General features: G+C 67.2%; 12 protein-coding genes. 8 read left to right on the top strand and 4 right to left on the bottom strand.

Annotated elements, in window-relative coordinates; all coding sequences use genetic code 11:
* Positions 1–6: 6 nt before the first annotated feature.
* Positions 7–1020 (bottom strand): AbrB family transcriptional regulator, encoded by a 1014-nt coding sequence (locus tag B4L36_RS10185; RefSeq protein ID WP_292956353.1) that lies wholly within the window; start codon positions 1018–1020, stop codon positions 7–9.
* A gap of 202 nt (positions 1021–1222) precedes the next feature.
* On the opposite strand from B4L36_RS10185, the gene B4L36_RS10180 reads away from it, so the two are divergent.
* From B4L36_RS10180 to tcuB, 3 genes are read left to right on the top strand one after another with little or no spacing between them, the layout of a single operon-like run.
* Entirely contained in the window at positions 1223–1879 is a 657-nt protein-coding gene (locus B4L36_RS10180; RefSeq protein WP_292956350.1) for a GntR family transcriptional regulator, read from the top strand.
* Entirely contained in the window at positions 1872–3281 is a 1410-nt protein-coding gene (gene tcuA, locus B4L36_RS10175; protein WP_292956347.1) for an FAD-dependent tricarballylate dehydrogenase TcuA, read from the top strand. The genes B4L36_RS10180 and tcuA overlap by 8 nt, the downstream gene beginning before the upstream one ends.
* Positions 3271–4374: a tricarballylate utilization 4Fe-4S protein TcuB gene (tcuB, locus tag B4L36_RS10170; RefSeq protein WP_292956344.1), complete on the top strand. Its 1104-nt coding sequence runs from the start codon at positions 3271–3273 to the stop codon at positions 4372–4374. The genes tcuA and tcuB overlap by 11 nt, the downstream gene beginning before the upstream one ends.
* Before the next feature lie 12 nt (positions 4375–4386).
* Here tcuB and B4L36_RS10165 read toward each other — a convergent pair whose 3' ends face one another.
* From B4L36_RS10165 to B4L36_RS10155, 3 genes are all read right to left on the bottom strand, one after another.
* Positions 4387–5445 (bottom strand): 4-oxalomesaconate tautomerase, encoded by a 1059-nt coding sequence (locus B4L36_RS10165; RefSeq protein WP_292956341.1) that lies wholly within the window; start codon positions 5443–5445, stop codon positions 4387–4389.
* An 86-nt stretch (positions 5446–5531) separates the two neighbouring features.
* Positions 5532–6203, bottom strand: a complete 672-nt coding sequence (locus B4L36_RS10160) for a 4-carboxy-4-hydroxy-2-oxoadipate aldolase/oxaloacetate decarboxylase (RefSeq protein WP_292956338.1) — start codon at positions 6201–6203, stop codon at positions 5532–5534.
* Between the two features lie 71 nt (positions 6204–6274).
* Entirely contained in the window at positions 6275–7006 is a 732-nt protein-coding gene (locus tag B4L36_RS10155; RefSeq protein ID WP_292956335.1) for a PIG-L deacetylase family protein, read from the bottom strand.
* 156 nt (positions 7007–7162) lie between these two features.
* On the opposite strand from B4L36_RS10155, the gene B4L36_RS10150 reads away from it, so the two are divergent.
* The 5 genes from B4L36_RS10150 to B4L36_RS10130 all read left to right on the top strand — a co-directional run bounded on the left by B4L36_RS10150 (position 7163) and on the right by B4L36_RS10130 (position 12711).
* Complete coding sequence (locus B4L36_RS10150) at positions 7163–8047, top strand: NAD(P)-dependent oxidoreductase (RefSeq protein ID WP_292956332.1); 885 nt, start codon at positions 7163–7165, stop codon at positions 8045–8047.
* Positions 8020–9183, top strand: a complete 1164-nt coding sequence (locus B4L36_RS10145) for a LysR family transcriptional regulator (RefSeq protein ID WP_292956329.1) — start codon at positions 8020–8022, stop codon at positions 9181–9183. The genes B4L36_RS10150 and B4L36_RS10145 overlap by 28 nt, the downstream gene beginning before the upstream one ends.
* Positions 9184–9311: 128 nt before the next feature.
* Positions 9312–10820, top strand: coding sequence for an ABC transporter substrate-binding protein (locus B4L36_RS10140; RefSeq protein WP_292956326.1), 1509 nt, complete (start codon positions 9312–9314; stop codon positions 10818–10820).
* A gap of 89 nt (positions 10821–10909) precedes the next feature.
* Positions 10910–11851 (top strand): ABC transporter permease, encoded by a 942-nt coding sequence (locus tag B4L36_RS10135; RefSeq protein WP_292956323.1) that lies wholly within the window; start codon positions 10910–10912, stop codon positions 11849–11851.
* Positions 11851–12711, top strand: coding sequence for an ABC transporter permease (locus B4L36_RS10130; protein WP_292956320.1), 861 nt, complete (start codon positions 11851–11853; stop codon positions 12709–12711). Before B4L36_RS10135 ends, B4L36_RS10130 begins: the two co-directional genes overlap by 1 nt.
* The last annotated feature ends 1 nt before the right edge of the window (position 12712 follow it).

The following is a 12712-nucleotide window of genomic DNA, read 5'->3' as shown; positions in this document are numbered from 1 at the left end:
ACGCGCCTATTCGCGCCGCCGGAATAGCCGCGCGACGATCGGCGCCAACAGGATCACGATCATGATCCGCAGCAGGTGGTGGCTGACGACATAGGCCAGATCGGCGCCGGCGATGATCGCGATCACGGTCATCTCGGCCTGCCCGCCCGGCAGGAAGGCCAGAAACGCCTCCAGCCCCGGCGCCAGGCCCAGCGTCACGATCCCCTCGATGAAAACCAGGCTGATCAGCGCCAGCACGACGGCATAAACCAGCCCCGCCGTCACGTCGATGCGCAATTCGCGCGCCGAGATGCCGACATATTTCACCCCCACCGCGATGCCGATGAAGAACTGCGCCGCCTGGATGATCTCGGCCGGGGGGCGGTTCTGGACGATGCCGCTCAGCGACAGGATCATGGTCAGGATCAGCGGCCCCAGGATCGAGGCGCCGAACAATCCGGCCCGTTCCGCCAGCTTCCAGCCCAGGAAACCCGCCGCGACCATGAGCGCGATCTGGGACGCCGAATAGCCCGCGATCGAGGCGCCCGGCGGCCGCGCCAGATCGACGCCCCAGTAGATGCGCATGATCAGCGGCGCCACGGTCACGATCACCAGCACCCGCGTCGCATGAATCAGCGACAGCGCCCGCACGTCGCCGCCCGCCTCTTCGCCGAAGACCAGCATGTCCTGAAGGCCGCCCGGCATCGCCGCATACCAGGCGGTGGCATGATCGAAGCCGAAGACACGCCGGAACAGCGGATAGCCGACCATCGCGATGATCGCGATGAAGATCGGCACCAGCGCCAGCGAGGCCGCGATTTCGGGCAGGCCGGCCAGCACTTCAGGGGTGATGGATGCGCCGACCGCCACCCCCAGGAAGGTCCGCATGAAGGTGCTGAAGCCGCCGGCGCCGCGCAGGGGGGCGCCCAGCAACGCCGCGATCAGGCATGCCAGCATCGGCCCCAGCAACCAGGGCAGGGGCAGGTTCAGGACCAGAAACAGCCCCGCCCCGGCCAGAGCCAGCGCGAAGGTCACGATCATCCGGCCAGGCCGGCCTATGCGCGCAGGTTTCTGCATGATGTGCAAAGCCTTTGCCAGAATGCGCCCGGGGCGGCAAGCCGGCGCACCGGCCCCTTCGATGCCTTTGGAACAGATCCGGCCCATCCGGACTTGACCCTTTTGCATCCTGATGTATACGACTGGATGCATGACCGAAAGTCCGAAATCCGGATCAGGCGACGGCATGCGGCGCACCCTGCAGGGTGAGGGCGTCTATGACAGGCTTTGCGAACAGATCCGGTCGGGCACGATCCGCCCCGGCGCACGACTGACCGAGACCGAGCTTGCCGCCCGCCTCGGCGTCAGCCGGACCCCGGTGCGCGAGGCGATCCGACGGCTGGAGGCCGACGGCCTGGTCGATCACCAGCCCCGCAGCGGCGCCGTCGTCCGACAGCTGGCCTATCCCGAAATCATGGAGCTTTACGAGATGCGGACGGTGCTGGAAGGCACCGCCGCGCGGCTTTCGGCCCGCGCCGCCTCGCCGATGGAGCTGGAGGCGCTGCGTTCGATCAACGCCGAGATGGCCCGCGCGGTCGAGGATGCCGCCCGCCTGGTTCGCCTGAACCGGCAATTCCACGCCCGGTTGCTGGACGCGGCGCGCAACCGGTTCCTGCTGCGCGCGGCGGCCAGCGTCGAGAACACGCTGCTGATCCTGGGCCCCTCGGCGATGGCTGCGCCGGAACGCGCCCGGCAGGCGGTCGAAGAACACGAGGCGGTCCTCGACGCTCTTGCCGCCCGCGACGGACAGCGCGCCGAGGCCGCGATGCGCGAACACATGGAACGCGCCCAACTGACCCGGCTGCGCATCCTGAGACAGAAAGACGAGGCGGAACGTGACTGACGGTCTTTCGCGATCGCTGGCAGGCCAAACATGGGACGTGGTGATCGCCGGCGGCGGCAACGCGGCGCTCTGCGCGGCGATCGAGGCGGCCGAGGCGGGGGCCCGGGTCCTGATCCTGGAAGGTGCGCCCCATGCCTATCGCGGCGGAAATTCGCGCCATACCCGCAATTTCCGCTGCATGCATCACGGCGATCTGGGTCCGCTGGTCGAGACCTATGACGAGGAGGAATTCTGGCAGGACCTGCTGCGCGTCACCAGGGGCGAAACCGACGAGGAACTGGCCCGGCACGCGATCCGCAACTCGGCCGAATGTCTGCCCTGGATGCAGGCCCATGGCGTGCGGTTCCAGCCCTCGCTGGCGGGCACGCTGTCGCTGGACCGCACCAATGCCTTCTTCCTTGGCGGCGGCAAGGCGCTGGTCAATGCCTATTACCTGACCGCGCAGGACCTGGGCGTCACCGTCGCCTATGACGCGCAAGTCAGCCATGTCGGCATCGAGGGAGGCCGGGCCACCCATGTCATCGCCAGCATCGGCGGCCAGATCATCAGCATCGCCGGCCGCGCCTTCGTGCTGGCCTCGGGCGGGTTCCAGGCCGATATCGACTGGCTGGCCCGCGCCTGGGGCCCGTCCGCGCGCAATTTCCTGATCCGCGGCACACCCTATAATCGCGGTGTCCTGCTGCGGGACATGGTCGATCAGGGTGCGCTGACCGTGGGCGATCCGACACAATGTCACGCCGTCGCCATCGACGGGCGCGCGCCGAAATTCGACGGCGGCATCGTGACGCGGCTGGATTGCGTGCCCTTCTCGATCGTCGTCAACAGGGATGGCCAGCGATTCCATGACGAGGGCGAGGATGTCTGGCCGAAACGCTATGCGATCTGGGGCCGGCTGGTCGCCGAGCAGCCCGATCAGGTCGCCTATTCGATCATCGACAGCCGCTCGATCGACCTGTTCATGCCGTCGGTCTATCCGCCGATCACCGCCGACACGATCCCGGATCTGGCCGGCAAGCTGGGCCTGCCGGTCGATGCGGTCGCCGACACGATCGCCGGTTTCAACGCCGCCTGCCGCGAGGGCCAGTTCCGCCCGCAGGAACTGGACGGCCTGGCGACCAGCGGCCTGACGCCCGCCAAGACGAACTGGGCGCGCGCCATCGAGCAGCCGCCGTTCTATGCCTATTCCCTGCGCCCCGGCGTGACCTTCACCTATCTGGGCCTGAAGGTGGACCGCCATGCCCGCGCGACCGGTCCCGAAGGGCCTTACGAAAACATCTGGAGTGCCGGAGAGATGATGGCCGGCTCGATTCTGGGTCAGGGCTATCTGGCCGGGTTCGGCATGACCATCGGCACCGTCTTCGGACGCATCGCCGGACAGGAGGCCGCCGCCCATGTCGCTTGACGTCACCCTGCAGACCGATCCCGGCGCCATTTCGGACGATCCGGTGCAGGAAGCCCGGCGCCAGATCGAGATCTGCAATGCCTGCCGCTATTGCGAGGGCTATTGTTCGGTCTTTCCGGCAATCACCCGCAACAAGGTCTTTGCCAGCGGCGACATCACCCAACTGGCCAATCTGTGCCACAATTGCAGGGGATGCTACCATGCCTGCCAATATACCGCGCCGCACGAATTCGACCTGAACCTGCCAAAGGCTCTCGGCGCCGCGCGGGTCGACAGCTGGGAACGTTTTGCCTGGCCCTCGGGGCTGGCCCGCCTGCTGCAAAGCCACGCGGCCGGGCTGGTCGTGGCCATCGTGCTGGGCATCGCTGCGATGATCCTTGCCATCGCCGCCCTGCCGGGCGAAGGCCCGGGCTTCTATGCCTGGCTGGGCCACGGCGCGATGGTGGCGATCTTCCTGCCGGCCTTCCTGTTGCCGCTGGCGGCCATCGCGATGGGATTGCGGTCCTATTGGCACGAGGTCGGCGGGCAGGCCGTCACGCTGCATGATCTGCGCGAGGCCGCGATCTCGGCCGGGACGATGCGGAACCTGTCGGGCGGGCAGGGTCAGGGATGCAACTTCGAAAAGGGCGAACGCTACAGCAATGCCCGGCGTCATGTGCACCAGGCGATCATGTACGGGTTCCTGCTGTGCTTCGCCGCGACCAGCGTGGCCACGGTGATGCACTACCTGCTGGACATGCCGGCGCCCTACGGCCTGTTCTCACTGCCCAAGCTGCTGGGCATTCCCGGCGGCCTGCTGCTGGTGGCGGGCTGCTTCGGCATGATCGTCCTGCGCGGCAAGGCCGATCCCGGACTGGGTGCGCCGGGCCGGTCGGGGGGCGAGAATGCCTTCATCTGGACGCTGGGTCTGGCGGGGTTGACCGGACTTGTCCTCTACGCGCTGCGGGGCACGGCGCTGACCGGCCCGTTGCTGGCGCTGCATCTGGGGCTGGTGCTGGCCTTCTTCCTGGTCACGCCCTATTCCAAGATGGCGCATGGCTTCTACCGGATGGCGGCGCTGGTGCGCGAGGCGCAGCTCCGCAGACTTCGCTGAGACCGGGCTCGCTCAGGCGGGAAAGACATGCCCGTCGAACAGCTTGCGCGCGGTGCGCATCGCGCCGGCGCGGGTTACGCGGCCCTGATCGTCGCGCTCCAGCCGCAGCTGGGCCGCGCCACCCGGATGTTCGACGGCGACTCCATCGCCCTGCGGCATCCGCGCGACGGATGCGGCGGGCGATCCGGGCAAGGTGCAGGCCGTCGCCACGCTGACGGCCGCGAACACCCCGATCGAGGCATGGCAGCGATGCGGAATGAAACTGCGGGTCGAGATGGCGCCGCCTGCCTGCGGGGCCGAAACCAGCGTCATCTTGGGCACCGATTTCTCGCGCACATCGCCCAGGTTCATCATCGGCCCCGCCTGCAGCCGGATCGCCTCCAGCCGCGTCTTCAATTCGGCATCGGCATCCAGCGCCTCGCGATCCTCGCATCCGGTCCGGCCGACCGCATCGGCGCGCAGGATCACGCAGGGCATGCCGTTGTCGATCAGCGTGCATTCGATCCCGTCGATCACATCGACCGCCTGGCCGCTGGGCAGCAGGGCACCGCACATGGACCCCGACACGTCGTCGAACATCAGCAGGATCGGGGCGTGCTGCCCCGGCACACCGTCGATGCTGCAATCGCCCGCATAGCTGACCCTGCCATCGGGGGTCTGAACGATGGCCGTCGCAATCTCGCCGGTATTGACCATGTGGATGCGAACCGGTGTCTGCGCGCCTGCGACGCGGACCAGGCCTCGTTCGATCGCGGCCGGGCCGACCCCGGCCAGGATATTGCCGCAACCCTGCGCGGCGCTGACCAGGGCCCGGTCGACGAAGACCTGAAGGAACAGGTAATCCACATCCGCATCCGCACGGCTGGGCCGCGACAGGACCGCGACCTTCGAGGTCAGCGGGTCCGCGCCCCCGATCCCGTCGATCTGTCGCGGATCGGGGCTGCCCATGATCGACAGCAGCAAGGCGTCGCGGCCGGCCGGATCGGCGGGCAGGTCGTCCTTCAGGAAATACGCCCCCTTCGATGTGCCGCCGCGCATCCACAGGCAGGCAATCCCGTCCTCGTCGCGCATCCTTTCAGCCCTTCTTCGTTGCCCAAATACCCTTTCTTGGCCAAGCGGCCGCGCTCGGCCCGCCGCGGCCGGACCGCCCCCGCCCCTCAGATGTAGCGCAGCCCCTTCGCCTCCAGCCTGCCGCGCATGTCATCGATGTCGAGGCCAAGCTCGCCGGCGGCAAGTCGCTGCCGCTTGGCCTCCTCGGCCTCGATCCGCTTGCGGGCAGCGGCCAGCACGGTCAGGGCTTCGGCGCGGCGGATGACGCAGACGCCGTCGTCATCGGCCACGATCACATCGCCCGCCTCGATCGCCTGATTGCCGCAGGTGATGGGCACGTTCACCGATCCCGGCGTTGCCTTCACGGTGCCCTGCGCGCTGATGGCCCGCGACCAGACCGGGAATCGCATCTCCGTCAGGTCGCGGACATCGCGGACGCCGGCGTCGATCACCAGCCCCCGGCAGCCCCGCGCCATCGCGCTGGTCGCCAGCAGATCGCCGAAATAGCCGTCCTCGCAGGGCGAGGTGGGGGCAAGAACCAGGATGTCGCCGTCGCGCAACTGCTCGATGGCGACATGGACCATCCAGTTGTCGCCGGGCGGCGCGCTGATGGTGACGGCACTGCCGGCGATGCGGGCGCCGGGATAGATCGGCCGCATCCGGCTGGACAGACAGCCACGACGGCCCTGGGCCTCGTGAACGGTCGCGACGCCGACCTCGGACAGACCGGCGATGACTTCCGCGTCGGCGCGGACGATGTTCTGGACGACAACAGCCATGAATCAGCCTTTCCAGGGTTTCCGCAGCATGGCTTCGATCGCCACCCTGCCGATGATCGGGGCCTCAGGCATCACAATTCGTCCACGGTTCGGGGAAAGATCGACTGGAATCCTTCGGCATATCGGCAATCGCGCCCGCCCGACTGACCGCCGGAATTGCGCTTGAAATGGTTGGCGCGCTGCTGCGCCACGCGGGTGTAATATTCCCACAGATGGGCCTGTCCGTTCATCTGTTCCATCGCGGCCCGCTTCTGGTCCCAGACCGGGGTGATGTCGAGGAAGGTGTCGGGTTTCCAGCCCATCTGTTCGGTCTGGTGCGGCTCGAACAGGTAAAGCTGCGGTGCGCCCAGCACCTTCTGGCCGGGATCGTGACCCCAGGCCTGCGCGACCATGCGACATTCCAGCACCACCTGGGTCGTCTGCATGTGGTCGGTGTTGTAGGGATCATGCTGGCTGTGGCTCAGCATGAAGCGCGGCTGCACCTCGCGAATCAGGTCGACCAGCCGGAACTTGTCCTCGCGGTCCAGATGCAGCGGGTAATCGCCCAGATCGAAACATTCCAGCCGGTGCACGCCCAGCACCTCGGCCGCCGCCTCGGCCTCGGCCCGGCGGATTGCCTTGATCTGGTCCAGCGCCTTGCCGTCCTTCCACAGCCGCGCGCTTTCGCCGCGTTCGCCAAAGGACAGGCAGGCCACCGTCACCTGATACCCCATCCGGGAATGCAGCGCGATGGCGCCGCCGCAGCGCCAGACGAAATCCGCGGCATGGGCGCTGAAGACCAGCGCGGTTCCGGGCTCCGGCATTCCATTCTCCCTGAGTTGTGCTGCCGACCAGATCGCATCCCGGCCCCACCGCAGGCAATTCAGAAATCCACGCCAATGCATAAGTTCCGGCTATGACGGGTTGGCGGGCGCGGCCCGGCGGGGCAATATTCCGCCAGGTTTCGAAAGGAAATCGACATGAGCGCAGAAATCGCCTTCATCGGCTTCGGAGAGGCCGGCCGCGCGGTCGCGAAGGGCTGGCGTGACGAGGGCTTTGCCGGTGCCATCGCGGCCTGGGACACCAAGCTGGATGGCGCCCAGGCGCAGCCCCTTCGCGATGCCGCGACGGATCTGGATGTCGCCTGCGGGCCGGCCCCTGTCGTGCTGGCGGGCGCGCGGCATGTCCTGTGCCTCGTCACCGCCGATCAGGCGGTCGAGGCCGCCCGGCAGGCGGCACCGCATCTGGCGGCGGCAAGCGTCTGGTATGACGGAAATTCCTGCGCCCCCGACAGCAAGCGCGAGGCGGCGACGATGATCGGCGATGCCGGCGCAACCTATGTCGATATGGCGATCATGGCGCCGATCCGACCCCGGTTGCACCGCACGCCGCTGTTGATCGCGGGCCCCGAAACGGCGCTGGACTTCCTGGATCGCATGAACATGCAGTATCGCTGGCGCGGCCCCCGCATCGGTTCGGCCTCGGCGATCAAGATGATCCGCTCGGTGATGATCAAGGGGATGGAGGCGCTGGCCGCGGAATGCCTTCTGTCGGCACGACGGGCGGGCGTTCTGCAGGATGTGCTGGATTCGCTGCAAGCCTCCGATCCGGCCACGGACTGGGCGGCGAAGGCCGCCTACAATACCGAACGGATGATGCAGCACGGGCTGCGCCGCGCCGCCGAGATGCGCGAGGTCGCCAAGACCGTCGAAGGGCTGGGATTGCCCGCGGATCTCGCCCGCGCCACGGTCGCATGGCAGCAAAGGATCGGCGATCTGGGCCTGCACGAGCGCGAGGGCGACCTGATGCAGCGCCTGGCGATGATCGAAGAGGCGCTATGCCTGTCGGCAACCTCCGCCACCTGAGGGTCTTCCTGGCGGTCGCAGAGGGCGGCTCGGTCACGCGGGCCGCAGCGGCGGGGCTGGTGTCGCAACCGGCCGTGACGCAGGCCATCGCCAAGCTTGAATCGCAGGCCGGCACGGCCCTGTTCCGGCGCACCCGGCAGGGCCTGTTCCCGACCGAGGCGGGGCGCCTTTTCCAGCATCGCGCGGCCCGCGCGCTGGCACGTCTGGACATGGCGATGTCCGACATCGCGCCGCGGCTTCGGACGACCGCGACGCGGGCGCAGCTGACCGCGCTGATCGCCGCCGTCGAGACGCAGAATTTCACGCTGGCGGCCTACCGGCTGGGGATCGCGCAGCCCACCCTGCACCGGGCGATCACCGCGATCGAGGCTGCTGCGGGGCGGGCGCTGTTCCAGCGCAGCGCGGTCGGCGTGGCGCCCTCGCGGCCGGCATCGGCGCTGGCGCTGGCGGCGCGACTGGCCTTTGCGGAGCTGGATCAGGCCGTGGCCGAGCTTGCGGAACTGGAAGGCCGCGAGGTGGGTCGGATCGTCATCGGCGCGCTGCCCCTGTCGCGCGCCCATGTCCTGCCGCGCGCGCTGGCCCGGTTTCGCCAGGACCGCCCCCGGCAGCCGATCCGCATCATGGACGGGATCTATGGCGATCTTCTGGCGGGGCTTCGCCGGGGCGAGATCGACCTGATCATCGGCGCGCTGCGTCAGCCGCTTCCGGTCGGGGATGTGGTGCAGGAACGCTTGTTCGATGACGTGCTGGCTATCCTTGCCGGGCCGGATGATCCGCTGATCCACAATCCCGCGCCGCTGTCGGCCCTGCGATGTCGGCCCTGGCTTGTCGCACGGCGCGGCACGCCGACCCGCGATCTGTTCGAGGCGCTGTTTCGCGACTCGAATCTCGATCCGCCGGCCAGCATCATCGAGACCGGATCGGTCATCCTGATGCGCGAGATGGTCGGCGACGGCCGCCATCTGGCCTGCGTGTCGAAAGCCCAGGCCGCGCGCGAGATCGAGCGCGGTATCGTGGCGGAACTTCCGTTTCCCGGCCTGCCGGTGCCGCGCCCCATCGGCCTGACCCTGCGCAGCGGATGGCAGCCGACACGGGCGCAGCAGGCCCTTCTGGATGCAATCCGCGCGGCGATCTGATGCCTGCGTCGCGCCGCCCGGACCCCTACTGTACACAATAATGAATGATTGTTGACTTCTATGTAGAGTGATTCTCTACTCATTTCTGCGGATTACATAACACAATAATGGAAATCAGGGAGCTTCACATGACATTTCGTGCCGTCTGCCTGGCCGGCTCGGCCGTGCTTGCCTTCGCGGCCGCGGCGCCGGTCGCCGCGCAGGGAACCGTCGAGGTCGCCATCGTCGGCGATCCGGACACGTTCGACCCGATGATGTCCACCAAGGATGTCGTCAGCATCGTGACGCAGCATTTCATGGAAACGCTGTACACCTTCGATGACAACTGGGCCGTGGTGCCGCTGCTGGCCGCAGACATGCCCACGATCAGCGAAGATGGGCTGACCTACACGATCCCGCTGCGCAAGGGGGTGTCGTTCCAGGACGGTTCCGCGATGGACAGTGCCGATGTGCTGGCCTCGCTGCAACGCTGGGAAAAGGTCGCCAGCCGCGGTCAGGGCATCGCCGACAAGATCGACAGCATCAAGGCCGGCGGCCCGAACGAGATCACCATCACCCTGAACGAACCCTATTCGCCGTTGCTGTCGCTGCTGGCCTTCTCGAATTCCGCCGCCGTGATCTATCCCGAGGAGATCATCGCCGACACGATCGACAAGCCCATCGGCACCGGCCCCTACAAGCTTCAGGCCTATGAGCCCGACCAGTACACGCAACTGGTCCGCTTCGACGGCTATACCCAACCCGGCGAAGCGGCGGGAAAGCGGCAGCAGATCCCCGACGAGATCCGCTTCGTGCCCGTGCCCGACACCAGCACGCGGGTCGAGGGGCTGCTGTCGGGACAGTTCGACTATGCCGACAGCCTGTCCACCGAGGCCTATGACCGCATCGCGAAATCCGAGGTGGCCGAACCGGTGCTGCTGGAACCCTTCGGCTGGCCGATCTTCGCGGTCAATCACAAGAAGGGGCTGATGACCGATCTGAACATCCGTCGCGCGGTGCAGGCCGCGCTGCCCTTCGACGACATGCTGTTCGCGGCCTTCGGGGACGAGAAATTCTTCCAGACCGACGGCGCCTTCTATCCCGAGGGCTGGACATGGCGCAACGACGCGGGGACCGAACTCTACAACATCAACGATCAGGAAAAGGCGGCCGCATATCTGAAAGAGGCCGGCTATGACGGCACGCCGCTGCGGATCCTGACCTCGCGGCAATACGAGTTCCATTACCAGATGGCCGAAGTGGCGCGGATGGCGCTGGAGATGGCCGGCTTTACCGTGCAGATGGACGTGGTTGACTGGGCCACGCTGGCGCAGAATCGCGACAACCCCGACCTGTGGGACATGTATATCACCCATTCGCCCTTCCTGCCGGAACCGGCGCTGACCTCGTCCTTCTTCGCCACCGCGCGCGAGGGCTGGAACAATCCCAAGAAGAACGAGATCCTCGACCGCTTCACCCGCGAGACCGATCCCGAAAAGCGCAAGGCAATCTATGCCGAATTGCAGAAGGTCGCCTACGAGGACGTGGGTCTGATCAAGGTCGGCAATTTCAACGCGCTGCAGGGCAAGGCGAAAAACCTGTCCGGTGTCAGGCCCTCGCCCTGGCCGGCCTTCTGGAACGCCAGCACCGCCGAATAGGGTCGAAACGGGTCGCGATCCTTGCGGTCGCGGCCCGCGCGCCCCGGAAAGCCCGGCCCCCGAACACCGCCCGCAAGCGAGATCGCCCCATGAGTCGCTATCTTCTTCGCCGCCTGATCGGCATGGTCGTCGTCATCTTCCTGGTGCTGACCATCGCCTTCGTGCTGGTGCGCCTTGCGCCGGGCGATCCGGCCTCGCTGCTGCTGGGCCCCGATGCCACGCCCGACGAGGTGGTGGCGCTGCGCAGGCGTCTGGGTCTGGATCAGCCGATCCTGGTGCAATACGCGACCTTCGTGGGCAACGCGCTGCAAGGCAACCTCGGTGAATCGCTGTTCTTCAACCAGCCGGTGACGCAGGTTCTGGCCAGCCGGGCCGAGCCGACGGCCTTTCTGGCACTGTTTTCGCTGCTGGTGGCGCTGGTCATCGCCACGCCCATCGGCATCTGGGCCGCCTATCGGCGCGGATCGGTGCTGGACCAGGGCTCGATCACCACGGCGATGCTGGCGGCCTCGGTCCCCAGCTTCCTGACCGGTCTGATCTTCCAGCGCTATCTGGCGACCGATCTGGGCTGGTTCCCGGCCTCGGGCTATGGCGGCGCCGGCGCGGGCTTCGGCACGCGGATGTGGCATCTGGTCCTGCCCTCGATCACGCTGGGCATCACCAATTCGGCGCTGATCCTGCGCTTTACCCGCGCCTCGATGCTGGACATCCTGGGCGAGGATTACGTGCGCACCGCCCGCGCCAAGGGCATGACCGAACGCCGCGTCGTGCTGCGCCATGCGCTGAAGAACGCGGGCATCCCGATCATCACCGTGATCGGCCTGACCTTCGCGCTGCTGGTCAGCGGGGCGGTGGTGACCGAACGGGTCTTCAACCTTCCCGGCATGGGCAACCTGGTCGTGAACGCGGTGCTGCGGCGCGATTACCCGGTCATCCAGGGCACGCTGATCGTGGTCGCGGGGCTTTATGTGCTGGTCAACCTGCTGACCGATCTTCTGTATCTGGTCGTCGACAAGAGGGTGAAATACTGATGGCCGCCGCATCCCCTGCAATCGCCGCGCCGTCGTTCCGCAAGCTGCTGTTCCAGCGGCCGGCGGTGGTGGTGGCGCTGGTCGTCTTCGTGCTGATCGTCGCCGCCTGTTTCCTGCTGCCGACGCTGGGCGTGACCGAGATCGGCGGCATGTCGGTGCGCAAGCGGCTGACGCCGCCGGGCGCCGAATACTGGCTGGGCGCGGATGCCTTCGGGCGCGACCTGCTGGGCCGCTTGCTGGTCGCGGGGCAGACCTCGCTGGGGATCGGCCTCGGCGTCGCCGTCATCTCGTCGGCGGTGGGTATCGTGATCGGGCTGGCCGCGGGCTTTTTCCGGCGTCTGGACACGCCGCTGTCGCGGCTGATCGACGCGATGATGGCCTTTCCCGACATCCTGCTGGCGCTGTCGCTGGTGGCGATCTTCGGCGGCACGATGGTCAACGTGATCCTGGCGCTGTCGGTCGTCTATGCGCCGCGCATCGCGCGGATCGTGCGTGCCTCGACGCTGGTCATTCGCGAACTGCCCTATGTCGAGGCCGCCCGCGCCCTGGGCACCCGGACGCCCAGGATCATGGTCACGCATGTGCTGCGCAACATCATGTCGCCCATCCTGGTGCAGGCCACCTTCATCTTCGCCTATGCAATGCTGGCCGAGGCCGGGTTGTCCTTTCTGGGCGTCGGCGTCGATCCCAGGATCCCCACATGGGGCATCATGGTGAACGAGGGCCGCCGCTATATCGACACTGCCTTCTTCCTGATCCTCTTTCCGGGTGCGGCCATCGCGCTGTCGGTCCTGTCGTTGCAGATCGTCGGCGACGGCTTGCGCGATGCGCTGGACCCCAGACTTGCCAAGGAGACCTGAT

The organism is Paracoccus sp. UBA889 (genome assembly GCA_002294185.1).
Lineage (GTDB): Bacteria > Pseudomonadota > Alphaproteobacteria > Rhodobacterales > Rhodobacteraceae > Paracoccus.
This window is presented reverse-complemented; position numbering and strand designations above follow the sequence as displayed.